Here is a 24,620-nt window from a genome sequence, read left to right as displayed (position 1 = left end):
AATTAGTATTTCAACCATTTATAAAGCTCTTTGTAGCTTGGTTTTTTACCATACATTAAAATACCTACTCTGTAAATTTTTGCTGCAAACCAAACCGTAAACATAAATGTACCAATTAATAATGCCAATGACAACAGTTGTTGCCAAATTGGTACTCCAAAAGGAATACGCATAAGCATAACCACAGGAGAGGTTAACGGAATAAATGAGAATACTGTTGAAACGGTTCCGTGTGGATCTTCAATTACTGTGAATACACCAACATATACTGCCAAAATTAAAGGCATTAAAATAGGCATCATAAACTGTTGTGTATCTGTTTCGTTATCTACTGCTGCTCCAATGGCTGCATATAGAGAACTGTACAGTAAATAGCCTCCAACAAAGAAAAAGATGAATGCAAGTATAAGGTTAGCTATTGGTAAGTTTTGAAATGCTGCAAAAGCAAGTTTTAGTTGCGACTCAAGCTCAGGACTCTCCATAGCTTGTTGCATTAGCTGTTGTTGAGAGGATTGCATCTCACTAAAATCAATTCCGAAAATTGTAGACACAATAAGCATCATTAAACCTCCTAAAATCACCCAAATTACAAATTGAGTAATTCCTGCTAAGGATGTTCCAATAATCTTACCCATCATAAGCTGAATAGGCTTTACTGAAGAAATGATGACTTCAATTATTCTACTGGTTTTTTCTTCGATGACACTTCTCATAATCATGTTTCCATAAATAATGATAAACATGAACAGTAAGTAACCAGCTACACCACCAAAAGCTAATTTTAATACATTATCAATTTTTGAAGTGGTTTCTCCTGAAAAGCTTTCCTGCGAAATATCAACACTTGTTTTTGAAGATTTTATCTTCTCTAAGTCTACTCCATCTCTTTCCAATTTTATATCCTGAAATTTCTTTTCGAGTTTATTTTCTAAAGAAGATATTACAGTTAAAGATGGTGTGTCTTCTGAGTAAAACGTAACATTGTTATAAAACTGAGTGGTATCTGCACTTTTGGTGATGTACAATAAACCATAAGTTTCATTAGTTTTTACGTCTTCCTTAGCGGCTTCAAGAGTAGTATTAGTTAAAACTTTGTAAGTGGTATGTTCTGTATCTTTAAAAATATCGCTTACCAATCCTGACTCGTCCAAAATGGCAATAGTACGTTCTTTATTATTGTTAAGCTGAGTCAAATAAGCCACCACAGCAATAAGAGCAATCATAATCAACGGACTTAAAATTGTCATGATTATGAATGATTTATTCTTAACTTTTGTAAGGTATTCTCTTTTTATTATAAGTGATAAATGATTCATTCTTAATTATTTTTTACAGTTTGAATAAAAATATCATTAGCACTTGGCACAACTTCAACAAAGTGGTGAACTTCTGCTTTAGATGTTAAAAACGATAGTAGATCGTTAGAGGTGTCGTTTGTGTTCAGTTTAATGTTCAGCTTTAAATCGTCATTAAGATTTTTAAACGTAGCTGGAAACACTTCAAACTTATCTTTTATTAATTTAGTCACCTCATCAATGTTATCGGTTTGAAGTCCAACTTCAAAAGTATTGGTTTTAAACTGACGCTTAATATCTGTTAATTTACCATCCAATATTTTATTAGACTCGTGTATTAACGCAATGTGGTCGCACAACTCTTCAACCGATTCCATTCGATGTGTTGAGAAGATAACAGTTGCTCCTTCATCTCTCAATTGCAAAATCTCGTCTTTAATCAAGTTGGCGTTTATAGGGTCAAAGCCTGAAAATGGTTCATCAAAAATCAACAGTTTAGGTTGATGCAAAACTGTGACAATAAACTGAATTTTTTGAGCTTGTCCTTTACTGAGTTCTTGTATTTTTTTATTCCACCAATCACCAATATCTAATTTATCAAACCAGTATTTTAGACGCTCTTTAGCAACAGATTTTGATAATCCTTTCAGTTGTGCCAAGTATAATGCTTGCTCACCGACCTTCATGGATTTGTATAGTCCACGTTCTTCAGGTAAATAACCAATATCCTGAATATGGTGAGGTTGTAATGCATCTCCATCTAACATTACGCTACCTTCATCTGGCATTGTAATTTGATTGATAATTCTAATAAGTGTTGTTTTCCCTGCTCCATTAGGTCCAAGAAGACCAAATATACTTCCTGTAGGTACAGAAATGGAGACATTGTTTAGTGCTTTAAAGTTTCCAAAACTTTTAGAAACAGAATTAGCCACTAATAAATTGCTCATATATGTTGTTTTGTGAAATATATTTATTTGTTGCGTAAAGATATTAAATGTTACACAAGTAGCCTTTTTATAGGCATTTAAATATCAACAATTGTGTCTAAAAAAACAAAACCCACCCTTAAAAAATTAAGGATGGGAAAAAATTGCTATGAAAAAGAAAAATTACCACTAAAGTTAATTAGTGATATTCAAATATAGTGTTTTTTATTAAATTAAGAGTTTTTTAAGAAAACATATCTTTAACTTTTTCAAAAAATGACTTGTCACTGCTTTCTGGTTTTGGAGCAAAGTGTTCATCTTCTCTCATGTTTTCAAAAAATTCTTTTTGCTGTTTATTAAGCGTTTTTGGAGTCCATACATTCACATGAACTAGCAAATCCCCTTTACCATAACCGTTAATACTTGGTATTCCTTTTCCGCGTAAGCGAAGGATTTTACCTGATTGAACACCAGCTTCTATTTTTATTCTTACTTTACCAGTAACGGTATCAATCTCAGTAGAGGTTCCTAAAACCGCATCAGGAAGACTTACATATAAATCGTAATGTAAATTGTCACCTTCACGTTTTAAGGTTGGGTGTTCTTCTTCTTGTATAGCAACCAACAAATCACCAGAGATACCATTACCTGGAGCATCGTTACCTTTTCCAGTAACTTTAAGCTGCATACCATCTACCACACCAGCAGGAATTTTTACTGAAACGGTTTCTTCTGCAACTTTTAAACCTTGTGCATCAGCATCAGCAGGTTTTTTATCAATAGTTTGACCAGCTCCTCCACAGGTTTGACATGGTGCAGAGGTTTGCATTCTACCTAAAATGGTATTGGTTATTCTGGTAACCTGACCTGTTCCATTACAAGTACCACAAGTTTTATAGGTTGTTCCTGGTGCTTGAATTTTACGCTTTACTTTAATTTTTTTCTCAACACCATTAGCAATCTCTTCTAGTGTTAAAGTCACTCTAATTCTTAAGTTACTTCCTTTAACGCGTCTTTGACCTCCACCAAATCCGCCACCAAAACCAGAGAAACCACCTCCACCAAAAGCACCTCCAAAAATATCACCAAACTGACTGAATATGTCATCCATATTCATACCTCCACCACCAAAGCCTCCTGCGCCTTCAAATGCTTGGTGACCAAATTGGTCATAACGTGCTTTCTTGTCAGCGTTACTTAAAACTTCATAAGCTTCGGCTGCTTCTTTAAATTTAGCTTCAGCATCTTTATCATCCGGATTTTTATCAGGATGGTATTTTAATGCCATTTTACGGTAAGCCTTTTTTATTTCTGCTGCAGTAGCCTGTTTACTGACTCCTAATACTTCGTAATAATCTCTTTTTGCCATATCTTTTATTGTCCAATAACCACTTTAGGAAAACGTATTACCTTATCTCCTAGCTTATATCCTTTTTCAACAACGTCTATAATTTTTCCTTTTAAATCGTCGCTTGGAGCAGAAATTTGGGTAATAGCTTCATGGTCATCTGCATTAAACATATCTCCTTGTTCTACTACAATAGCGCTCAACCCCTTTTGCTCTAGGGTTTTTAATAGCTTTTGATAGATGAGCAATACGCCTTTTCTTAAATCTTCTGCTTCCTTATCTTCTTCAATATGCGTTAAAGCTCTTTCAAAATCGTCTAAAACTGGCAACATTGCCAACATTACATCCTGACTTGCTGTTTTAAATAAATCTAGACGCTCTTTGGCAGTACGCTTTTTGTAGTTTTCAAATTCAGCAAAAAGACGCATAAACTTGTCTTTTTCTTTTGCTAAATCTTCATTTAGTTTTTCTTCTATGCTAAGTTCTTCTACCTGAGCTGTATCAGTAGTTACTTCTTCTTGTATTTGTTCTTTTTCAGCTTGTTCGCTTTTATCTTTTTTACTCATTGTTAAGTGCGCTTTATTCTTCGAATAATAGTTGGCAAAAGTACTGCCATTATTATTAAAATGTCAAAATGTCACTAAATATTTTTTTACGCTTTTTTAACAAAAGTGTCTTTTTAAATAGTTAAATTTGTTCTTTAACACAAAAACTTAAACTTTATATGAAAACTAATTTTTTAAATATTTTATTCGTAGCGTTTTTAGGACTTGCAGTTGTTGGTTGTAAAGATAAGGCTAAAGAAGCTGAAACTACAGATGCTGAAACAGTAGCTGAAACTACGGCAGAAGCAACTAAATACTCAGTGGATACTGATGCTTCAACTATAACTTGGAAAGGTTACAAACCTACAGGAAGCCATGACGGAACTATTGCTGTTGAAAGCGGTGTAGTTACTGTAAAAGATGGAGCTATTGAAAGTGGTACGTTTTTAATTGACATGAATTCTATTACTGTTACTGATATTCCTGCTGAGGAAGAAATGAACGGTAAATTAGTTGGTCATTTAAAAAATGCTGATTTCTTTGACGTAGAAAAATACCCTTCTGCTGGTTTTGAAGTAACTGGTTTTGAAAACGGAAACTTATCTGGAAACTTAAAGTTAAAAGAGAAAACTAATAACATTACTATTCCTGTAACGGTTACTGAAAGTGGAGATTCTGTTACTATCACTAGTGAAACATTTACTATTGACCGTTCTAAATGGGACGTAAAATACGGTTCAAAATCGTTCTTTGACAACTTAGGTGATAAGTTCATCAACGATGATATTGAATTAAAAATTACTGTTAAGGCTAACAAGTCTTAATTAATTTTCAATATAAAATTTGAAGCCACTCTTTTGGGAGTGGCTTTTTTTTATATGTTCTATTTTAATAAATCTTCAAGTGTTGGCTGTAAATGATGATGCTTAAAATGGAATCCTTCACCTTCTATTTTCTTACTACTCACTCTTTGACTTTCAAAAAGCAGTATATGCATCTCTCCTAATAAAAGTTTCATAATGGATTTTGGAATATTAGGTAATAACAAAGGTCTCTTTTTTTGTTTTGCAATAGCTTTAATCAACTCATTATTGGTAACAGGGTTTGGAGCTACGCCATTATAAACGCCTTCAAGTTCTTCGGTAAATGTATACACAAAAAGTCTAGCCAAATCCTTTACATGAATCCAAGATTGCCATTGTGTGCCTTCGCCAAAAGCTGCTCCAGCTCCAAACGTTACAGGTTTAACCATTTCTGGTAACGCACCTTCCTTAGCATCTAAAACCAAGCCTATTCTAACTTTGGTTACTTTTATGTTTAACGCTTTAAAAGCATCTACTTTATCTTCCCAAGCATTGACCACCTTTCCTAAGAATGTTGGCGAAACCTCATCAAAAGTTTCTTCATAATAATTGGTTAAAGAATCAGGATAGACACCAATAGCACTTGCCGAAATAATTTGTTTTACACTGATATTTTCATTTGCAAGGGTTGATTTCAACAACTCTAAGGACTGAATTCTACTGTCTAAAATTTGTTGTTTGTAGCTTGGTGTCCAACGTTTAGAAATTGAGGCTCCTGCTAAATTAATTATAGCATCTACATCCACAAAACACTCACTATCAATTTCATTGTTTTTAGGATTCCAATAAAATCCTTTATAGTTACTTGCTGTACTTATTTTATTTTTAGAAGTTGTTAAATAATGAACTTCAATACCTTTTTTATGGCATTGCTTCACTATTGCTTTTCCTATCAAACCTGTTGCGCCTGTAATTAAGACTCTCATTTACAATTTTTTAATAAAATTACGAAATAGTTTACCCTTAGACTTGGTATTTAATTAAGGTTTAACAGATTTAACTAAACTTTAAACTTCTAACTTAGTTGCTCTGAGCATTTCTCGTTTTCCTGGTGGTCCAGGAAGTTTTTCAACACTAAACCCTACAGCTTGCATTGCGCGTCTTACACTTCCTTTTGCGGAATAGGTAACTAATACACCTTTGGTTTTTAATGCCTTATACATTAATTCAAAAATACCCTCTGTCCAAAGTTCTGGTTGCACTCTTGCTCCAAAAGCATCAAAGTATATGAGATCATATTCTGCTACAGCATCAATTTCTTTAAAAAACTTCTGCTGTTTGGTTAATGAGAATTTAGGCGTAATATGGTGTAGAACTTCCCAATCGTATTGGTGTAGTTTAGAGAATAAAGTGTTGTTAGTTTTTAACTGTTCGGTATAATTTAGAGCATCAACTTCTTCTTGTGTTACAGGATAAGCCTCTACTCCTGTGTAATTGATATGAAGGTTGCTTTTTTCACTTTCTAAAAGTGTAATAAATGCATTTAGTCCTGTACCAAAACCTATTTCAAGGATAGAAATTGGTTTATGGCTATCTAAAAAACAAAAAAGACCATGCAGTATAAAAACATGCATAGCCTCTTGTATAGCACCATGAACAGAATGGTATTGTTCGTTCCAATCTTCAATTTGAATGGTTTTAGAACCGTCTGCTGTGGTAATAATTTTTCGCTTCAAAACTAGTTGATAAGCAACTTTTTTATTCTAGGTATTGGACCTGTACAACTGGTTTGGTGACATGCCACACACAAGTTTACAGCGTTGTTAAACCTTTCTTTGATATCTACTGTAGATTCGTCATTGAATATTTCCTTTTCTGTTGCTATAAACAACTTTGAAAAGCTTTCAAAAGTTTCATTTCTATCAGATGCTTTGGTCATTTCAGCAGAATGGATTTTAAGAAAATCCATTGGAAATTGTGTTGGTGTTTTACCTTCCAAAATATCTTGCTTAACCTTCATGTTATGTTCATACATTTGATTCATGAGGATAGCCATTTCAGACGGTTCGTACATATCATACACAATCTCCTCTTTTTGCTCAGTGGTTTCTTTTTTATCAGACTCACCACACCCAAAAAGCACAAAAGTCAAAGCTATGCAAGCAAATAGTCTCATTTACTCTTCTTTTAACAATACACCATCAGCTAAAAAAGCATATTCTTTTTTAGGCTCAGTTATTGCTTCAATTTCTTCAGTTGTTTTTCCTCCATCTTCAGCAATATGGCGTAATTGATCTACTGAAGTTTCAGTAACAAAAGCTTGTCCGTTTATGATTACTTCTTTACCAGCAATATTTTTAGGCACAAAAAAAGCATAGTCTTTAAACTTCACCATAACTTGGCTATCATCTTCTAGTTTTAATTTCATCCAACAACCTTTAGCTTGACATACTTCTTCAACAGTAGCAATCATTTTAGAAGGAATACTATCTCCTACACTCATGTCTTTATAATGTTTTGCCATAGATTTAGCAGCAACGGCATCATCAGCAACTATTTCTTTTCCAAAAGAAGCATAAGTCACTTCTTCTTTTACAGTATCATTTGCAGGTTCTTTCTTTTCACTTTTACACGCTGCAAAAGCAACTAACACAACCAAAAGGGCAGCTATTTTTCTCATAATTTTAATAAATTTTAATAACGCCACTAAGATACTTGTTTTTTTTGTTAGAATGTTTCTAAACTTTTTAATTTAAAGTATAATACAAAGAGTATTACGTAATAATCACTTATAAAAGTTAAAAACACAATCACTTTTATAAAATCAAAAGTGTATAAAAATCAATACTTTTTTAGCCAATTGAAAAAGTTTAAACGAGTTCTTAATCCAATACTAAATTAAATACCATTATATTTTCATAATTTTGCAAAATATACTCAAAACATATCCATGGAAAATATAATCAACAATATCCCTGTAACTAAGTGTGAAAAAAGCAAGATAAGTGATGTAGATTTTAACAATTTAGCATTTGGTAGTGTGTTTTCAGATCATATGTTGGTTTGCGATTATAAAAATGGCGCTTGGGAAACTCCTACAATTGTGCCTTACCAACCTATTACTTTAGACCCTTCTGCTAAAATATTTCATTACGGACAGTCTATTTTTGAAGGCATGAAAGCCTATAAAGACACTAATGAAGACGTGTGGTTATTTCGCCCAATGGACAATTGCAAGCGTTTAAATATTTCAGCAAAACGCTTGGCAATCCCTGAATTACCAGAAGCGTATTTTATGGAAGGCTTAAAAGCACTTTTAAAACTGGATAGCAATTGGATTCCTACAAACTCTGGAGGTTCTTTATACATAAGACCTTTTATTTTTGCTTCTGGAAATGGTTTTCATGCGTCGCCTGCCAATGCGTATAAGTTTATTATCGCAACTGCACCTTCTGGCGCTTATTTTTCTGGTAAAGTTAAAGTGGCTATTGAAGAAAAATACTCGCGCTCAGCTAATGGTGGTGTAGGATATGCTAAAGCTGGTGGTAACTATGCAGGTCAATTTTACCCAACACAGTTAGCAATTCAAAAAGGATATAATCAAGTTATTTGGACTGACGATAACACTCACGAATATATTGAAGAAGCTGGCGCAATGAATATTTTTGTTAGAATTAACGACACATTAATGACTGCACCTACTAGCGATAGAATTTTAGATGGGATTACTCGTAAGAGTATTATTGAAATTGCAGAAGCCGAAGGTATAAATGTTGAAGTCAAAAAAATATCGGTGAACGAAGTTGTTGAAGCTGCCAAAAATGGATCACTTAAAGAAATGTTTGGCTCTGGTACTGCTGCTGTTGTATCTCCAATAGCTGCTTTTGGATATAAAGGAACTGATTACGACCTACCAGAATTAGAAAACAGCTACGCTTCATTATTGAAAAAACGAATTACAGACATACAATATAACAGAACTGACGACCCTTTTGGTTGGAGAGTTAAGGTTTAAAAAAAAGAGAAGCAACATTGCTTCTCTTTTTTTATTTATCTAAAATAGATGCAATATCAGGTTTAAAATAATTAGGTCCTTTCAATACTTTTCCATCTTCTCTATAAATAGGCTCTCCATCTTCACCTAGCTTACTCATATTACTGCGTTGTATTTCTTCAAAAACTTCTTCTATTTTATATTGCAAACCGTGTTCAATAATGGTTCCGCATAAAATATAAAGTAAATCACCAAGCGCATCTGCAACCTCAACCAAATCATTGTTATTTGCTGCTTCTAGATACTCTTCATTTTCTTCTCTCATCAGTTTATAACGCAACATATTCTTTTCTAAACCTAAGTCAGCTTTAGGTGTTTCTCTATGTCCTATTTTAAATGCTGAGTGAAAAGCTTTTACGGCTTCAATTTTATCTTTCATTAGTATATTAGTATTATTTTATGCTTTTTTTAAAAATTTTTGAAATATAAATATTTAATTTTACATAAATTTAATTTTATGTTTACTAAAGGGCAATGGGTTTTTGGAATTTTATTTGCAATAGCATTTATTATTATATTAATTTTCACCTACAAAAAAGACCTTAAGCTACATAAACGTTATTACAAAGGCGTTATTTGGGTACTAATAGCTTTTATTTCTTTCATCTTTTTTATCTCCACAATTAAATTTGTATTCATGTAGTTTCTTGATGCTATATCAATTAATAATAGTATCGCTTTTTTAATTATCTTTGGTAAAACAACTTTAAAACCAAAGATGAAAGCTTTAAAATATATATTCTTTTTACTTCTTATACTCATTATAGGTATTGCTATTTACATTGCTGTACAGCCTAATTCTTTTGAAGTTAAAAGAGAACGTACAATCAATGCGCCTGCTGCTGTTATTTACAATAATGTTATTGATTTTAAAAACTGGGAAGCATGGTCGTCTTGGGTTGAAAAAGATCCAGAAACAGTAATTACTCTTAGCGAACAAACCAAAGGTGTTGGAGGTGCGTATTCGTGGGTGGATTCTCATGGAGAAGGTAACATGAAAACCTTAGCAACTAAACCTAATGTTTCTATTGATCAAGAACTACAGTTTGGGGATTTTGACCCTTCAAAGATACAATGGGAATTTACTCCTACCGAAGACGGTAAAACCAACGTAGTATGGAAAATGAACAGTGACAATGTTCCGTTTATATTTAAAGCTTCTGCATTAGTTTCTGGTGGTTTTGACAACATGATTGGTCCAGACTTTGAGCGTGGTTTAGAAAAACTAGATAGCTTAGTTGTTGAGTCTATGAAAGTCTATTCAATTAAAGTAAATGGAGTAACACAGCACAGTGGCGGATTTTACCTATATAATACCACTTCTTGTAAAATTAGCGAGCTAGATACTAAAATGCAGGATATGTTACCTAAAGTTGGTGCTTATGCTATTACACACAATATTACTATGGCTGGACCTCCTTTTGTATATTATCACAAATGGGACGAAGCCAATAATGCTGTAATGTTTTCGTGCTGCATACCTACAACATCTCAAGTAATTACTGCTGATGATAGTGATATTTTAACAGGACAGTTACAACCATTTAAAGCAGTTGAAACAACTCTTACTGGCGATTATGCTAACTTAAAAGAGGCTTGGGACACTACTATGAAATATATCACCGAAAATAATCTTGAATTCACCGATGAAAACGGACCAATGCTTGAAACGTACTTAACCGATCCTACAAGCACACCTAATCCTGCTGATTGGATAACTAAAATATACATTGCTGTAAAATAGATGAAAAACCTACTTCTTGTTTTTGTTGGTGGTGGTTTTGGAAGTGTTTTAAGATACATCCTAAGCAAATACCTTAACAGCACCGAAACTGGAATTCCTTATGGTACATTTGCAGCAAATATTTTAGGGAGTTTACTCATTGGCATTATTTTAGGATTAGCAGTTAAAAACAATACACTGTCTTCAAATCAAACACTGCTTTTAGCCACTGGTTTTTGTGGTGGATTCACCACATTTTCAACCTTTGCTTACGAAAACCATGTTTTTTTAAAATCAGGTGATTTTACAAGTTTTGCACTATATACAATTGCTAGTTTTATAGTTGGATTTTTAGCAGTTTTTGCAGGCATATACCTAACTAAATAATTAACATCCAATCATATAATTAAATATACGACATATATCGTATGTTTTTTCTTACTGACAATTAGGACTTTTGAAATGTTATTAATCAAACCTAATTATCATGAAAAAACTATTTACTGTATTATCAATTTTTGTACTTAGCTACACCCAAGCTCAAAACATTCTTATTGTTGACAACGACCCTGTTATTGACACATCTCCTGCTCATATGTTTAATAACATTACTGATGCTATTTCAGCAGCTAATAATGGAGACATTATTTACGTACAACCGTCTTTAACAAGTTATGGAGCTGTTACTATCAACAAAGAAATTACTCTTTTTGGTTCTGGTTATGCACCGGAACTAAATGATGGTAGAAGAACCGAATTATCAAGTGTAAGAATTGATGCTGATAACATTAAAATTAGTGGGTTTTACATCAGTACTTACATCACTTACAACTCAAGCACATCTACATCTGATAATATTATTATTGAAGATAACTTTGTTAACCAAACTATTTTTGTGGGCTCTACAAATGCTGGCCATACCACTACCAACAACAACTGGATTATAAGAGGTAATGTCATTAATTTTGGTATCACACTTCATGCAGACCCAACAAAATGTATAAACACCGTAATTACCAATAACCACATTACATTATTAAACGGTAATGCAACTGCTAGTTACGCCTTACGATACTTTAACGACACAACCATTTTTAACAATAACGTTGTTAGAATAAACCATACGTGGGGAAACACAAATATTTTCCCAAACATGACTGGTGATGTAACTGCTTTCAATAATATATTTATCTCAAACGGAATAAACACTTTATTTACACCAACTACAGGTAGAACACTAACTCTTAACAACTCTATTAGCTACATGTCAACTGGTGGTACACTTTCACTAGCAATGCCTGGAACAGGTAATTTTGACAACCAAAATCCATTTTTTACCAGTGTAGCATCATCGGCTTTTGATATTGCTCCTGAAGATGATTTCACACTGTCTCCAAGTTCAGTTGGGCTTAACGCTGGTTCTGACGGAAACGACATAGGTATTTTCAATGGCGATTACGATTTTGATATGCGTGGTTACCCAACCGAATTACCATACTTAACAAGCTTTACTATCAGTAACAACTTAATTGAAGCTGGTGAAAACATCAACGTAAACGTAAAGGCAAATGCTAATAAGTCTAATTAATAATCAAAAAATAAACTGATTATGAAACGACTTATTCACATAACTTTTTTGCTTACCGCTTACCTATCGTTTGCTCAAGGTGATATTTCTGAAATAGAATATTACTTTGACACCGATCCAGGTATTGGCAATGGCACAAGTATAGATATTGACCCAGATGCTGAATTACTTAATCAAAACTTCAGTATTCCTACAACAGGATTATCTGCTGGCAACCACAAGCTATTTGTACGCGCTGTAAAAGATGATGGCAGCACTAGCTATTACTATTCTCAAAGCTTTAGTGTTAAAGCAGCTAATGCAACCTTTAATACAGCAAACATTGATGGTTTTGAATATTATGTTGATACAGATCCTGGTATTGGCAACGGCACACAATTATCTGTAGCTGCTATGGAGACTATTGACCAATCGTTCAATATTTCAACAGCTGCTTTAAGTTCTGGTAGTCATAAATTATTCATTAGAGCAAAAAATAGCGATGGAACTTATGGTGCATATGACAATGTAGCTTTTAGCGTTAACCATAGTCCTGCTGTATTAAACAATTATGATATTACAGCTGCTGAATACTATTTTGGTACTGACCCTGGAACTGGAAATGCAACAGTAATTACAATACCTACAGACGAAACCTTGGATGAGAATTTAGCATTTCTTACAAATACATTACCGCAAGGTAGTCATAGAGCCTTTGTAAGAGTAAAAAATGCAAACGATGTATGGTCTTTATATGACAACATAGTGTTTTCAGTTGTACCACTAGCAGAGATTAATATAGCTGATATTAACAGCATAGAATATTATTTTGACGCTGATCCTGGCATAGGTTTAGGCAATCAAGTAACAATCACAGATACTGAAACCGTAGACCAAAATCTTGCTATTCCTACAACAGGTTTACCTACAGGAAGCCACAGATTATTTATACGTGTTGGTAACACTGCTGGCAACTACAGTGTTTACACACATACAGTATTTTCTGTAAGAACACCTACGTTTTTCAATAACGCATCTATTGTAGCTGCTGAATATTTTATTGACATAGATCCTGGAGAAGGCAACGGAAACCCAATCACAACATCTGGTGATAATATTGACGAAAATGTTATTGTTGCAACATCTGGTAGTATGGCTCAAGGTGATCATTATGTGTACGTGAGAGTACAAAACGCAGATGGCACTTGGTCACTTTACGACAAGCAATATTTTGAAGTAAGTGGTACATTGGGTATCGAAACTGAAGAATTATCCAAAATAAGTATCTATCCTAATCCAACTTCCAATGTAGTAAATATAAAACTACCTAATCATATTACTATAGAAAGTATTGAAGTAATTGACATAAACGGAAGACTTATATTTCACTCTCAAGAGTCACTCTCTAAAATCGATTGCAGCTCGTTTTCCAATGGAGTATATCTATTACAATTAAAAACCAGTAGTGGAGCACTCTCCAAACGAATAATAAAACAATAATCTTAAATAAAAGCGTCGTTTAAAATGGCGCTTTTATTTTTTATATGCCTTCACACCTGCTTGTATGTTGGTATCTAAGTAATTTACTCTAGGCACAATTGGGCAAGAGTAGTTCTCATTGTAAGCACAATAAGGGTTATAAGCTTTGTTAAAATCAACCACAATAGTGTCGCCTTCAGGAATTTTTAAATCAATATAACGTCCGCCTCCATAGGTCGTCTCTCCATTTGTGTTGTCTAAAAAAGGTAAAAACAAATAATCTTGCTGATCTTCGCTAGTAATAGAATCTTCGCCTTGGTATACATTCAACTGATAAGTTTGCCCTTGTAACTCAAACGTCAAAACACCATAAACACGTTCTCTAGATAAACGGTCAGTATTCGTTTTCATATTAAACCACTTAGAGTCTGGTGTACGTTTTAATTGAGCAGTAACTACATAAGCTGAGTCAAACTTAAAAAAATCAAGTCCCTTAAAATTCTTTTTAGCTCTTCCTTTAAGTGGCGAACTTGTTGCATCTCTAAAATCAGCATTCATCTTCTTTTGAAACTCGGTCTCACCAACAATCGGTTCTTTTCCTTGATGACAACCTAAGACTAATACCAACACTAAAAATGTAATAACTTTTCTCATTTGGGTTAATTTTTTCAATTCAAAAATACAACTTAAACTTTTTTTACCTAGCTTTGAAGAGCAATAAAGAAAAAATCATGTTCAACTGTAATACAATTGTAAAGCAAAAATATACCTCTTCTCAACGAAGTCGGGCTTGCTATATATTGTAGTGATAGTTGAATACAATTAATCAATATAGAAAAGTCCGACGCTAGCGTCGGACTTTTTACTTTTATAACAATCAATCAAACAATGAAATTTATTTATTTTTTAAACAACAAGTTATTACAACCCTACCTAAACACATTTAGTGGGTTGTCTAAAGAAGTATGGTGGTTATCGCTCATTACACTCATTAACAGAGCTGGCACCATGGTTATTCCGTTTTTATCATTATATCTCAATAAAAGCTTAGACTTTAGTCTTTCTGATGTTGGTATGATTATGAGTGCTTTTGGTGCAGGTTCGGTAGTTGGGTCTTGGCTTGGTGGCAAACTCACCGACAAAATTGGGTATTACAAAGTAATGGTAATTAGTTTAGTACTGTCAGGGCTTCTATTCATTGGCTTACAATTTATAAGCACCTACTATGGCATCATGCTAGGTATATTTTTACTCCTTGCAGTAGCCGATATGTTTCGTCCTGCAATGTTTGTAGCATTAAGTGCTTACAGTAAGCCTGAAAACAAAACACGCTCAGTTACACTTATTCGTTTGGCTATTAACCTTGGATTTTCTGCTGGTCCTGCCATTGGCGGATTAATTATTGCTACATTGGGTTATGGTGGTTTGTTTTGGGTAGATGGTATTACTTGTATAGCTGCAGGCTTCCTATTACTCAAGGTACTCAACCCTAAAACTGCTAGAGTTCAGGATAACATCGTTTCTCAAAACCCTAAATCGGCTTATAAAGACGGAAAGTACATTATCTTTTTAGTAGCTATGGTATTATTTAGTATTGCCTTTCTTCAGTACTTCTCAACAATGCCACTGTACTACAAAGACGTACATGTATTATCAGAGTTTAAAATAGGATTACTCATGGGAATGAACGGTTTATTAATTGCTGTATTTGAAATGCCTCTAGTAAAATGGCTCGAATCTCCTAAATACACCAAAACAGGTTTAGTAGCCTTTGGAGCTGTATTAACACTTATAAGCTTTATTGTGCTTAATGTTACTGCTTGGGTTGGTGTATTGGTTATTGGCATGTTGTTTATGACCATTGGCGAAATGATTGCCTTCCCATTTTCTAATGCTTTTGCCTTAAAACGTGCAAAACAAGGCAACCAAGGCGAATACATGGCTTTATACAGTATGGCGTTTGCCATTGCACATATCTTTGGGCATAATTCAGGAATGCACATGGTGGAATTGGTAGGCTTTACCAACACATGGTACATTGTGTCTTTAGTGATGGTAGTATGTATTGCCATACTTTTAATGTTAAAGCGTAAAATGAGATTTCAAAAAATAGAAGAATAACCTTAACTTAGTAGCAACACAATATTAATGACACAAACAGATATACTAATTATTGGAGCAGGTCCTATTGGAATTGCCTGCGCTTTGGAATGTGAGAAAAGAGGTTGGAATTATATCGTACTCGAAAAAGGCGCACTCACCAACTCTTTGTTTAACTACCCTTTAAACATGACCTTTTTCTCCACTTCCGAGCGTTTGGAAATCGACAACATTCCATTTATAAGCAATAACCCAAAACCAAATAGAGACGAGGCCTTGGAATATTACCGTCGTGTAGCAACATCTAACACGCTCAACATAAACCTGTATGAAGAAGTAACAGCCATACAAAAGCAAAACAACCAATTTCAGGTTACCTCAAACAAAACCAACTACAGTGCAAAAAAAGTAGTGATCGCCACAGGGTTTTACGACATCCCTAAACTTTTAAATGTTCCTGGTGAGTCCTTACCTAAAGTGTCACATTACTACAAAGAAGCGCATCCTTTTAGTATGCAAGACGTTATTGTGGTTGGTGCTAGCAATTCTGCAGTTGATGCTGCACTTGAAATTTGGCGTAAAGGTGGAAACGTTACTATGGTAGTACGTAAAGGAGCTATTGGCGAACGTGTAAAATATTGGGTAAGACCTGATATCATTAACAGAATTGAGGAAGGTAGCATTAAAGCCTATTTTAATTCCGAAATCAAAGAAATTACACCACATCAGGTAATCATTTCCACACCTAAAGGCACTGAAACCATTGCTAACGACTATGTAGTGGCTCTCACAGGCTACCAACCTAACTTTCAGTTTTTAGAACAAGCAGGAGTTACCTTGTCTAATGATGGAAATTTCTTTCCACAGTACAATCCTGATACCATGGAAAGCAACGTACAAGGACTCTACCTTGCAGGTGTAATTTGTGGAGGAACCGAAACCCACAAATGGTTTATTGAAAACTCAAGAGTACACGCTAAGCTAATTGCTGAGCATATTGCAAATAATATTGGCAAATGATAGAAGAATGGAATAAAATACCAGTTTTTGCTAAAGCAATTGAAATTCAACAACTCGTTAGAAATTTAGTTGAAGCTATAGAACACACTGACATTGAGTTTAATAAAGACATTGAAGCAGAAATGATTAAAAATAATATTGATTATCTTTCAAAAAATGCTTTAATCATTCCTGCTAAAATTGCTGGAGCTTTAAGTTCTAATATTCCTTATGCTATAAAAATGGAAAATGCAACAATAATACGAAAAGCTGCTCGAGAAATTTCAACAGATTTAACAGGTATAGAAATGCACGGTTATAAAGATGTTGAATACCTAAATTTTCTAAGACAAGAAATAGAAGAGTTTAGAGTTTTATTTGCTGAATGGGTTAAAAGTTTTAATCCTTGGGATTATATTATTGACCGTTGGGGACTTTTTAACCCTCCAGGTGTCAACTATGACGATCATGACCCTGACGACGACTTACCCAACAAGAAGTAATCACTTCAATGGCTTTATCGCTCCATTCTTTACCACTTGCGAAAGCACTATTTGCGTTTTGGTTTCTCCATATATAATCAACTGGTCAATAAAGGTTTCTAAGTGCTTTTGGTTTTTAAGCACCACTTCCATTACAATATTTTCGTTTCCTGTAATACGATAGCAGTTCAACACCTCATCATAGGTTTTTACCTTCTCAAAAAAAGGCTTTAGCTTTCCCATAAAAGCGCGTAAGGTAATAATAGCCTTTAATTGATAACCTGCTTCAAAATAAGAAACTGATGTGTAATAGTCTTCAATAATACCTGCATCTTCCATCTTTTTTATACGCTCCGAAACTGCTGGAGAGGTAATACCTACTTGTCTACCAATTTCAGCGTTAGACTGTCTTGCATTGTCCTGCAAACACTTTAAAATCTTCCAGTTTAATCTATCTATACTCATTTAAAGAGAAATTAAAAAATAACTTAATATTTAAAGCAAATATAATATATTGCTTTAATATCAAAAGTAGAATCTCAATTCTTGTGCTTAATTTTGATATAAATTGCTATTATATACTATGTTACCTCATTTACCATCTCATCTATCGGATTTGCCTATATATCAAAAGGCTATGGATATTTTTGTCCTATCTAGAAGCATCTCTACCTACTTAAGCCATGATTTGTCATATTTGCATAAAGATGGTTCAGAAAACGAACACATCTACTTCTCTGGAGACATCGTACAACAGTCTATTTCTTTAGCACCTGAAATCGCTAAAGCCGAACAAGAACGTCACACAGATAAAAAACACAAGCACATGGCATCGGTAAGACAGCTTACCAACCGTTTGTATAGCAACTGTCGTCGTTTAGAAAAATGTAACAGTAACGGTAAAGACTACATCCCATTATTAAGACGCGAACTTAAAACCTTTAAAAAGCTTCAACATACTTGGATGCTGACGTTGTAGTTAGGTGTTTAACAATCGATAAGAACAAGCGATTAAGTATCTAATATTTAGTTTTAGTACACTGTGTTTAAGAGAGTGCTAATAACTCATTATTTTTGTTCTAAACCATCTACAAATGTTTTTGTTTCGGTTAGTTTACCGTTTTCATCATAATAATTTACAGTACCATTACCATGTACCAAGGTGCCTTTGTCTAGTTTATTGCCTTTATTATCATAACAAGAAATAATATCCATAAACTTACCATCATCCCATAGTCTTATTTGATAGATGGTATTGTTTCTATGGTAAATTTTCCATTCTCCTGTGGCTTTGCCTTTAGTAAAATTTCCGAATTCCTGTAACTGCCCATTATCGTGATAATGTTTCCATTCTCCATCTTTTTTATAATTTTCACGTATTCCGACAGCTGATAATTGGCCATTTTCATGATAGGACTTCCACACTCCTTGTGATCCTTCAGCGTCAAAAGTTCCTATTTCAGATAATTGACCATTGTCATAGTAGAATTTCCATTCTCCTATTTTTTTACCATTTTCTATATATCCTATTTCAGATAATTGACCGTTTTCATGATAATGTTTCCATTCACCAGTAGCTTTATCATCTTCATAATACCCTATCATAGATAACTGACCATTCTCATGATAAGCTTTCCACAGGCCTTCATATTCACCAGCTTCAAAAACTCCTATTTCAGCTAATTGACCATTTTCATGGTATATTTTCCATTCATCTACCTGAGCATTATTTTCAAAGGTTCCTACGGCAGCCAGCTTACCATTTTCATGGTATTTTTTCCATACGCCATCTAGCTGTTCATTAGCATTAAACATTACTACTTTTTCTAATTGACCTGTTTCATAATAATACTTCCATTCACCTATTTCAATGCCATTTTCAAAATGTCCTTCACCATATAATTTACCACTTTCTGTATAGCTTTTCCACACACCAACAGTATTACCGTTTTCAAACTTTCCTGCCAATGCTAATTTTCCATTCTCATGATAAAATTTCCATTCGCCAACGCGTTTATCATCCTTATAGTAACCTGTTCTAGATACTGTTCCATCATCATAATATTCCTTGTGCGGTTCTTGAGCATAAAAAACATGAGTAGTAACTACAAGCATTAATGAAAATAATAAGGACTGTTTTTTGTTGTAAAAGTATTTCATTGGGTTTGTTTTGGGTTAACAATTGTACATTCAAAAAATCTAATATATAGCAAATGAATTAGTTATTTAGTAAATCTCCTACAAAATCAAATTATTTTTTGGTCATTAGGGTGTAAATGGGTAGTAATGGCTTTATGCAAAATTAAGTAGTTATATAAATTACTCGTGTATCAAACTAAAAAATCCAACATAAATTTACAAACAACCCTTTATGTTAGGTTAACTCCATAAAAAATCCCGAGCAAACACTCGGGATTCTTATAGCTTAAGGTGTAAAAACACACTACATATTACGTCTATACTGTCCGCCTACTTCAAATAAAGCTTCAGTAATTTGCCCTAAAGAACACACTTTACAAACATCCATTAAGGCTTCAAAAATGTTTTCGTTGTTAATCGCTTTATGCTGAAGCGCTTTTAGCAACGCCTTGGTATCATTACTCTTATGTAAATTCTCAAGGGTTTGTATTTGGTATTGCTTCTCTTCTTCAGTAGCTCTTATAACTTCAGCAGGTTGTACCGTTGGCGATCCTTTACTACTCAAGAAGGTGTTTACTCCAATAATTGGAAAATCACCATTGTGCTTTAAAGTCTCATAATACAAGCTTTCCTCCTGAATTTTACTACGTTGGTACATGGTTTCCATAGCGCCAAGTACACCACCACGCTCCGTAATTCTATCAAACTCTAGTAATACGGCTTCTTCTACCAAATCGGTAAGCTCTTCTATAATAAACGACCCTTGTATTGGGTTTTCGTTTTTAGCAAGTCCTAACTCCTTATTAATAATCAACTGAATAGCCATTGCTCTACGCACACTCTCTTCGGTTGGTGTAGTAATAGCCTCGTCATAAGCATTAGTATGCAACGAGTTACAGTTATCATAAATAGCATATAACGCTTGAAGTGTCGTACGAATATCGTTAAAGTCAATTTCTTGAGCATGCAAACTACGACCCGAAGTTTGTATATGGTATTTCAACATCTGCGCTCTTGGGTTGGCACCATACTTATGCTTTAAGGCTTTTGCCCATATTTTACGTGCCACACGACCAATAACAGCATATTCAGGATCGATACCGTTAGAGAAAAAGAACGATAAGTTTGGACCAAACTTATTAATATCCATACCGCGACTTAAGTAATATTCTACATAAGTGAAACCGTTAGATAATGTCAATGCCAATTGCGTAATAGGGTTCGCTCCTGCTTCTGCAATATGATATCCAGAAATAGACACCGAATAGAAGTTACGCACATTATTTTCAATAAAATACTCTTGTACGTCTCCCATTAAACGCAGTGCAAATTCCGTAGAGAAAATACACGTATTTTGCGCTTGATCTTCTTTTAAAATATCGGCCTGTACAGTTCCTCTAACTTGAGCAATGGTTCTGGTCTTAATATCTGCATAAACGTCTGCTGGCAACACTTGATCTCCTGTTACACCTAACAACATTAAACCTAAACCATCATTACCTTCTGGTAAATCTCCATTATATCTTGGTCGCTCTATGCCTTTCTCTTTATAGATTTCAGCAATTTTAGCTTCTACTTCACTTTCTAATCCTTGCGCTTTAATATAGATCTCACACTGCTGGTCTATAGCAGCATTCATAAAGAATCCTAATAATATTGGAGCTGGACCATTAATAGTCATACTCACAGAAGTCATGACATCTGCTAAATTAAATCCAGAATACAATTTTTTGGCGTCGTCTAAACAACATATAGACACTCCTGCATTTCCTATTTTACCATAAATATCTGGTCTATGATCTGGATCATTACCATAAAGTGTAACACTATCAAAAGCAGTAGATAAACGCTTTGCTGGTAATCCCATGCTCACATAATGAAAACGTCTATTTGTACGTTCTGGACCTCCTTCTCCAGCAAACATACGTGCTGGATCTTCTCCTGTTCTTTTAAAAGGATATAATCCTGAAGTATAAGGAAACTCACCAGGAACATTTTCTTGTAAGCTCCAACGTAAGATATCTCCCCAAGCTTGATACTTTGGTAATGCCACTTTTGGAATCTGCGTATGCGATAAAGACTCCGTATGTGTTTCTATTTTAATCTCTTTATCTCTTACTTTAAAAGAATAAATTGGGTTTTTATATCTATTTACTTTGTTTTCCCAACCTGTTATAATTTCCCAGTTATAAGGATCTAAGTTAAGTTTAACTCTATCGAATTCTTTAAGCAATAAGTTTAAAAAGTCTTTATCACTGTCATTCTGAACTTGATTCAGAATCTCATCTTGATGTAAACCAGATTTAATTATGAAAGACTTCTCGACTGCGCTCGAAGTGACATTAGCAACCGAACAGATGGTTTTATAAATTCCATATAATTTCTGAGCTACTTCTACTTGAGTATTAGCTTTTTTGTCGTATGCTCTATTATTCTCTGCTATTTCCGAAAGGTATCGTGTTCTAGCTGGCGGAATAACAAATACCTTCTCACTCATTTCATCTGTAATCTCAAATGAAGATTTCAGGTTAGATTCTGTTCGCTCTACTAGTTTATCCATAATAGCCTTATAAAGCGTATTCATTCCTGGATCATTAAACTGAGAAGCAATAGTACCAAAAACAGGTAACTGATCTTGAGGTGTATCCCAAAGATTATTATTACGCATGTATTGCTTTTTCACATCACGTAACGCATCTAATGCACCACGCTTATCGAACTTATTAATGGCTACTAAATCTGCAAAGTCAAGCATGTCTATTTTTTCAAGCTGAGTAGCAGCACCAAATTCTGGCGTCATTACATAAAGCGACACATCACTATGTTCAATAATTTCAGTATCAGATTGACCAATACCAGAAGTTTCAAGAATTATTAAATCGTATTCTGCAGCCTTTAATACCTCAACAGCTTCGTTAACGTATTTAGACAGTGCTAAATTAGATTGACGCGTAGCCAAACTTCTCATATAGACTCTAGGAGAATTAATAGCATTCATACGAATACGATCTCCTAAAAGCGCACCCCCTGTTTTACGTTTAGAAGGATCTACAGAAATAAGTCCGATAGTTTTTTCAGGGAAGTCTATTAAGAAACGTCTCACTAACTCATCAACTAAACTCGATTTACCAGCTCCTCCTGTTCCTGTAATTCCTAATACTGGAGTTTTACAGTCTTCATTTTTTTTATGAATTTTATCTAAAGTATCTTTAGCTATTTCTGGAAAATTTTCTGCTGAAGAAATTACGCGAGCAATTGCCTTAGGGTTTTTTGATGGTAATTTATCTATCTCACCATTTAAAGCATCACCAATAGCAAAATCCGATTTTTCTACTAGGTCATTTATCATACCTTGTAATCCCATCTCTCTACCATCATCTGGAGAATAGATACGATCAATTCCGTAGTCCATCAATTCTTTAATTTCTTCAGGAAGAATTACTCCTCCTCCTCCTCCGAAGATTTTAATATGTCCTGCACCTTTTTCTTTAAGCAGATCGTACATATATTTAAAGTACTCATTGTGTCCTCCTTGGTATGAGGTTAAACAAATAGCATTTACATCTTCTTGTATTGCAGTATTTACAACTTCTTCAACACTACGATCATGCCCTAAATGAATTACCTCAACACCAGTAGATTGAATAATTCTACGCATAATATTTATTGAGGCGTCATGACCATCAAATAAAGAGGCTGCAGTTACTATTCTTACTTTATGTTTTGGGTTGTATGGCGCGATTTGCTTCATTCGTAATAATATTGCTTTTTAGTGCTGCAAATTTACTGAATTTTCAAAGAAAAGATAAAAACATTAAAAAATCTTTAATCAAAAAGTAGGTCTACAACTTAATTTTTATTATCAATAAAACTCTGAAACTTAATTTATAATGAAATTATTTGTTAAAATATGTTAATTTTTCTTATCTTTATAAATACCCTTTTCTACTTCGACTATAACTTTATAAAAAAACAGGTATCAGTCCTGTAGTGTTATGAATTAAGCTATTAAACCAATTACAAATTTAAATCTTATGAAACAAAAACTATTTTTGACTATTTGTGCCTTAGTAGGTTATGGTGTATCCTCAGCTCAAGACTTACCTGCTAATCCTGCTCCAGGCAAGTGTTATGTAAAGTGTATTACAAAAGACACTTTTAAGGAAGTTACAGAAACCTATCAGTCGTATCCAGCTTATACAACTTTGGAAATTGAACCAGCCACCTATAAAACGGTTGAAGAACGAGTACTTGTTAAAGAAGCCTCTAAAAAGTTTGTATATGTACCTGCAGTTTATGAAACTGTGGAAGTCTCATACATTAAAAAAGAAGGTCGTACAGATTTAAAAGTAATTCCAGCAACCTTTGGTACGGATTCTAGAACATACGAAACATATCCAAAAACTTCTGGATGGGAATACAAAATCTTGGAAGATTGTCCTTCTGTAAATAAAGAAGATTGTGTAGCTGCTTGTTTTGTTGAATATCCAGCTCAATTTAGAGAAGTCTCATTTACAACCTTAACATCAGACGCTACTACAAGTAATGTTCCAGTACCAGAGCAACCAACCACATATAAGAAAAGAGTTATTAAAACTCCTGCTCGTGTAGATGAAATTGAAATCCCAGCAGAATATGCGACTATTACTAGACGCGTTGTTGACACTCCAGCAAGATCTGTTCCTACTAATATCCCTTCTAAGTCTGATGAAATATCAAGAACTGTGATGGATCAAAGAGGTGGAATTTCTTCTTGGGAAGAAGTTGATTGTGATTTACTAGATCCTAATGTAATTCCTATTTTCTACGAACTAGCAAGCGCTAGATTAACTAACGCATCTAAAAGAACAATAGACGATACTTTATTACCTCTTTTAAGAGAATCTAATGTAAATATTGAAATTATGTCTCATACAGATTCTAGAGGTGATGATACTTTCAATCAATCACTGTCACAGCAACGTGCAAATTCAGTAGTTAATTACTTAGTATCTAAAGGTATTTCTAGAAGTAGATTATCGGCTAGAGGATTTGGAGAAACACGTCTTACAAATAGATGTTCTAATGGTGTAGAGTGCTCTGAAGCTCAACATCAAAGAAACAGACGTACAGAGTTTAGAGTTATTAATGCTACTAACTAGGTTTTAGTTATAGAAA

General features: G+C 34.0%; 24 protein-coding genes. 11 read left to right on the top strand and 13 right to left on the bottom strand.

The features are described from left to right. Positions 1-2: 2 nt before the first annotated feature. From OD803_RS05140 to OD803_RS05125, 4 genes are all read right to left on the bottom strand, one after another. Entirely contained in the window at positions 3-1,316 is a 1,314-nt protein-coding gene (locus OD803_RS05140; protein ID WP_262732597.1) for an ABC transporter permease, read from the bottom strand. Positions 1,317-1,318: 2 nt separating this feature from the next. Next, positions 1,319-2,245 carry an ABC transporter ATP-binding protein gene (locus tag OD803_RS05135; RefSeq protein ID WP_131507812.1) on the bottom strand — a complete coding sequence of 309 codons (927 nt, stop codon included), beginning with the start codon at positions 2,243-2,245 and terminating at the stop codon, positions 1,319-1,321. Positions 2,246-2,468: 223 nt separating this feature from the next. Further along, entirely contained in the window at positions 2,469-3,593 is a 1,125-nt protein-coding gene (gene dnaJ, locus OD803_RS05130; protein WP_129761610.1) for a molecular chaperone DnaJ, read from the bottom strand. Positions 3,594-3,598: 5 nt separating this feature from the next. Then, a complete protein-coding gene (locus tag OD803_RS05125) occupies positions 3,599-4,138 on the bottom strand; it encodes a nucleotide exchange factor GrpE (RefSeq protein ID WP_262732596.1) in 540 nt (179 codons plus the stop codon). A 158-nt stretch (positions 4,139-4,296) separates the two neighbouring features. On the opposite strand from OD803_RS05125, the gene OD803_RS05120 reads away from it, so the two are divergent. Then, positions 4,297-4,941: a YceI family protein gene (locus OD803_RS05120; protein ID WP_262732595.1), complete on the top strand. Its 645-nt coding sequence runs from the start codon at positions 4,297-4,299 to the stop codon at positions 4,939-4,941. 59 nt (positions 4,942-5,000) lie between these two features. Here OD803_RS05120 and OD803_RS05115 read toward each other — a convergent pair whose 3' ends face one another. The 4 genes from OD803_RS05115 to OD803_RS05100 all read right to left on the bottom strand — a co-directional run bounded on the left by OD803_RS05115 (position 5,001) and on the right by OD803_RS05100 (position 7,600). Then, positions 5,001-5,906, bottom strand: a complete 906-nt coding sequence (locus OD803_RS05115) for a TIGR01777 family oxidoreductase (protein ID WP_262732594.1) — start codon at positions 5,904-5,906, stop codon at positions 5,001-5,003. Positions 5,907-5,987: 81 nt separating this feature from the next. Further along, complete coding sequence (gene mnmD / locus OD803_RS05110) at positions 5,988-6,656, bottom strand: tRNA (5-methylaminomethyl-2-thiouridine)(34)-methyltransferase MnmD (RefSeq protein WP_262732593.1); 669 nt, start codon at positions 6,654-6,656, stop codon at positions 5,988-5,990. 2 nt (positions 6,657-6,658) lie between these two features. Continuing rightward, on the bottom strand, positions 6,659-7,096 hold the full coding sequence (locus OD803_RS05105; protein ID WP_129761605.1) for a hypothetical protein: 438 nt from the start codon (positions 7,094-7,096) through the stop codon (positions 6,659-6,661). Further along, positions 7,097-7,600: a DUF4920 domain-containing protein gene (locus tag OD803_RS05100; RefSeq protein WP_129761604.1), complete on the bottom strand. Its 504-nt coding sequence runs from the start codon at positions 7,598-7,600 to the stop codon at positions 7,097-7,099. It abuts the gene before it with no gap. Positions 7,601-7,870: 270 nt separating this feature from the next. Between OD803_RS05100 and OD803_RS05095 the strand changes: the two genes are divergently transcribed. Further along, positions 7,871-8,935: a branched-chain amino acid aminotransferase gene (locus OD803_RS05095; RefSeq protein ID WP_262732592.1), complete on the top strand. Its 1,065-nt coding sequence runs from the start codon at positions 7,871-7,873 to the stop codon at positions 8,933-8,935. Positions 8,936-8,966: 31 nt separating this feature from the next. Here OD803_RS05095 and OD803_RS05090 read toward each other — a convergent pair whose 3' ends face one another. Next, a complete protein-coding gene (locus OD803_RS05090) occupies positions 8,967-9,353 on the bottom strand; it encodes a nucleoside triphosphate pyrophosphohydrolase family protein (protein ID WP_131507820.1) in 387 nt (128 codons plus the stop codon). Between the two features lie 339 nt (positions 9,354-9,692). On the opposite strand from OD803_RS05090, the gene OD803_RS05080 reads away from it, so the two are divergent. The 4 genes from OD803_RS05080 (at position 9,693) to OD803_RS05065 (ending at position 13,764) form a co-directional block, all read left to right on the top strand. Further along, positions 9,693-10,718 (top strand): SRPBCC family protein, encoded by a 1,026-nt coding sequence (locus OD803_RS05080; RefSeq protein ID WP_262732590.1) that lies wholly within the window; start codon positions 9,693-9,695, stop codon positions 10,716-10,718. Continuing rightward, positions 10,719-11,084 (top strand): fluoride efflux transporter CrcB, encoded by a 366-nt coding sequence (crcB, locus tag OD803_RS05075; protein ID WP_131507825.1) that lies wholly within the window; start codon positions 10,719-10,721, stop codon positions 11,082-11,084. A gap of 100 nt (positions 11,085-11,184) precedes the next feature. Further along, positions 11,185-12,285: a hypothetical protein gene (locus OD803_RS05070; RefSeq protein ID WP_131507827.1), complete on the top strand. Its 1,101-nt coding sequence runs from the start codon at positions 11,185-11,187 to the stop codon at positions 12,283-12,285. Positions 12,286-12,306: 21 nt separating this feature from the next. Further along, positions 12,307-13,764 carry a T9SS type A sorting domain-containing protein gene (locus tag OD803_RS05065; RefSeq protein ID WP_262732589.1) on the top strand — a complete coding sequence of 486 codons (1,458 nt, stop codon included), beginning with the start codon at positions 12,307-12,309 and terminating at the stop codon, positions 13,762-13,764. 33 nt (positions 13,765-13,797) lie between these two features. On the opposite strand, the gene OD803_RS05060 is transcribed toward OD803_RS05065, so the two are convergent. Beyond that, positions 13,798-14,397, bottom strand: coding sequence for a DUF1684 domain-containing protein (locus OD803_RS05060; protein WP_131507831.1), 600 nt, complete (start codon positions 14,395-14,397; stop codon positions 13,798-13,800). Positions 14,398-14,631: 234 nt separating this feature from the next. On the opposite strand from OD803_RS05060, the gene OD803_RS05055 reads away from it, so the two are divergent. Genes OD803_RS05055 through OD803_RS05045 form a run of 3 tightly spaced genes read left to right on the top strand, consistent with a single transcriptional unit; the run spans position 14,632 to position 17,345 of the window. Continuing rightward, positions 14,632-15,864 (top strand): MDR family MFS transporter, encoded by a 1,233-nt coding sequence (locus OD803_RS05055; RefSeq protein WP_131507833.1) that lies wholly within the window; start codon positions 14,632-14,634, stop codon positions 15,862-15,864. A 27-nt stretch (positions 15,865-15,891) separates the two neighbouring features. Next, the gene (locus tag OD803_RS05050; protein WP_262732588.1) at positions 15,892-16,863 is read left to right on the top strand and encodes a YpdA family putative bacillithiol disulfide reductase; all 972 of its coding nucleotides are present in this window, start codon (positions 15,892-15,894) and stop codon (positions 16,861-16,863) included. Then, positions 16,860-17,345 carry a hypothetical protein gene (locus OD803_RS05045; RefSeq protein WP_262732587.1) on the top strand — a complete coding sequence of 162 codons (486 nt, stop codon included), beginning with the start codon at positions 16,860-16,862 and terminating at the stop codon, positions 17,343-17,345. Before OD803_RS05050 ends, OD803_RS05045 begins: the two co-directional genes overlap by 4 nt. On the opposite strand, the gene OD803_RS05040 is transcribed toward OD803_RS05045, so the two are convergent. After that, positions 17,346-17,789, bottom strand: a complete 444-nt coding sequence (locus tag OD803_RS05040) for an Lrp/AsnC family transcriptional regulator (RefSeq protein WP_129761596.1) — start codon at positions 17,787-17,789, stop codon at positions 17,346-17,348. A gap of 172 nt (positions 17,790-17,961) precedes the next feature. Between OD803_RS05040 and OD803_RS05035 the strand changes: the two genes are divergently transcribed. Further along, positions 17,962-18,303 carry a hypothetical protein gene (locus OD803_RS05035; protein ID WP_262732586.1) on the top strand — a complete coding sequence of 114 codons (342 nt, stop codon included), beginning with the start codon at positions 17,962-17,964 and terminating at the stop codon, positions 18,301-18,303. 89 nt (positions 18,304-18,392) lie between these two features. Here the strand turns inward: OD803_RS05035 and OD803_RS05030 are convergent, their stop codons facing one another. Together OD803_RS05030 and OD803_RS05025 are read right to left on the bottom strand one after the other, a co-directional pair. Further along, positions 18,393-19,484: a toxin-antitoxin system YwqK family antitoxin gene (locus OD803_RS05030; protein WP_262732585.1), complete on the bottom strand. Its 1,092-nt coding sequence runs from the start codon at positions 19,482-19,484 to the stop codon at positions 18,393-18,395. 283 nt (positions 19,485-19,767) lie between these two features. Beyond that, a complete protein-coding gene (locus OD803_RS05025) occupies positions 19,768-23,214 on the bottom strand; it encodes a methylmalonyl-CoA mutase family protein (protein ID WP_262732584.1) in 3,447 nt (1,148 codons plus the stop codon). A gap of 283 nt (positions 23,215-23,497) precedes the next feature. Here OD803_RS05025 and OD803_RS05020 point away from each other — a divergent pair, with 283 nt between their 5' ends. After that, a complete protein-coding gene (locus tag OD803_RS05020; RefSeq protein WP_262732583.1) occupies positions 23,498-24,604 on the top strand; it encodes an OmpA family protein in 1,107 nt (368 codons plus the stop codon). Positions 24,605-24,620: the final 16 nt, after the last annotated feature.

Source organism: Gaetbulibacter sp. NE, from assembly GCF_025548475.1.
Taxonomy (GTDB): domain Bacteria; phylum Bacteroidota; class Bacteroidia; order Flavobacteriales; family Flavobacteriaceae; genus Gaetbulibacter_B; species Gaetbulibacter_B jejuensis.
The sequence above is the reverse complement of the archived record's forward strand: the minus strand, read 5'-3'. Positions and strand labels throughout refer to the sequence as shown.

What these genes read in the sequence shown, in the direction of transcription:
- OD803_RS05120 (WP_262732595.1), top strand. Translation starts at nt 4,297, where the DNA reads ATGAAAACTAATTTTTTAAATATTTTATTCGTAGCGTTTTTAGGACTT.
- OD803_RS05030 (WP_262732585.1), bottom strand. Translation starts at nt 19,484, where the DNA reads ATGAAATACTTTTACAACAAAAAACAGTCCTTATTATTTTCATTAATG.
- OD803_RS05125 (WP_262732596.1), bottom strand. Translation starts at nt 4,138, where the DNA reads ATGAGTAAAAAAGATAAAAGCGAACAAGCTGAAAAAGAACAAATACAA.
- OD803_RS05040 (WP_129761596.1), bottom strand. Translation starts at nt 17,789, where the DNA reads ATGAGTATAGATAGATTAAACTGGAAGATTTTAAAGTGTTTGCAGGAC.
- OD803_RS05020 (WP_262732583.1), top strand. Translation starts at nt 23,498, where the DNA reads ATGAAACAAAAACTATTTTTGACTATTTGTGCCTTAGTAGGTTATGGT.
- OD803_RS05025 (WP_262732584.1), bottom strand. Translation starts at nt 23,214, where the DNA reads ATGAAGCAAATCGCGCCATACAACCCAAAACATAAAGTAAGAATAGTA.
- OD803_RS05100 (WP_129761604.1), bottom strand. Translation starts at nt 7,600, where the DNA reads ATGAGAAAAATAGCTGCCCTTTTGGTTGTGTTAGTTGCTTTTGCAGCG.
- OD803_RS05135 (WP_131507812.1), bottom strand. Translation starts at nt 2,245, where the DNA reads ATGAGCAATTTATTAGTGGCTAATTCTGTTTCTAAAAGTTTTGGAAAC.
- OD803_RS05070 (WP_131507827.1), top strand. Translation starts at nt 11,185, where the DNA reads ATGAAAAAACTATTTACTGTATTATCAATTTTTGTACTTAGCTACACC.
- OD803_RS05080 (WP_262732590.1), top strand. Translation starts at nt 9,693, where the DNA reads ATGAAAGCTTTAAAATATATATTCTTTTTACTTCTTATACTCATTATA.
- OD803_RS05045 (WP_262732587.1), top strand. Translation starts at nt 16,860, where the DNA reads ATGATAGAAGAATGGAATAAAATACCAGTTTTTGCTAAAGCAATTGAA.
- OD803_RS05115 (WP_262732594.1), bottom strand. Translation starts at nt 5,906, where the DNA reads ATGAGAGTCTTAATTACAGGCGCAACAGGTTTGATAGGAAAAGCAATA.
- OD803_RS05090 (WP_131507820.1), bottom strand. Translation starts at nt 9,353, where the DNA reads ATGAAAGATAAAATTGAAGCCGTAAAAGCTTTTCACTCAGCATTTAAA.
- OD803_RS05050 (WP_262732588.1), top strand. Translation starts at nt 15,892, where the DNA reads ATGACACAAACAGATATACTAATTATTGGAGCAGGTCCTATTGGAATT.
- OD803_RS05105 (WP_129761605.1), bottom strand. Translation starts at nt 7,096, where the DNA reads ATGAGACTATTTGCTTGCATAGCTTTGACTTTTGTGCTTTTTGGGTGT.
- OD803_RS05035 (WP_262732586.1), top strand. Translation starts at nt 17,962, where the DNA reads ATGGATATTTTTGTCCTATCTAGAAGCATCTCTACCTACTTAAGCCAT.
- OD803_RS05055 (WP_131507833.1), top strand. Translation starts at nt 14,632, where the DNA reads ATGAAATTTATTTATTTTTTAAACAACAAGTTATTACAACCCTACCTA.
- crcB (WP_131507825.1), top strand. Translation starts at nt 10,719, where the DNA reads ATGAAAAACCTACTTCTTGTTTTTGTTGGTGGTGGTTTTGGAAGTGTT.
- OD803_RS05140 (WP_262732597.1), bottom strand. Translation starts at nt 1,316, where the DNA reads ATGAATCATTTATCACTTATAATAAAAAGAGAATACCTTACAAAAGTT.
- dnaJ (WP_129761610.1), bottom strand. Translation starts at nt 3,593, where the DNA reads ATGGCAAAAAGAGATTATTACGAAGTATTAGGAGTCAGTAAACAGGCT.
- OD803_RS05065 (WP_262732589.1), top strand. Translation starts at nt 12,307, where the DNA reads ATGAAACGACTTATTCACATAACTTTTTTGCTTACCGCTTACCTATCG.
- OD803_RS05095 (WP_262732592.1), top strand. Translation starts at nt 7,871, where the DNA reads ATGGAAAATATAATCAACAATATCCCTGTAACTAAGTGTGAAAAAAGC.
- OD803_RS05060 (WP_131507831.1), bottom strand. Translation starts at nt 14,397, where the DNA reads ATGAGAAAAGTTATTACATTTTTAGTGTTGGTATTAGTCTTAGGTTGT.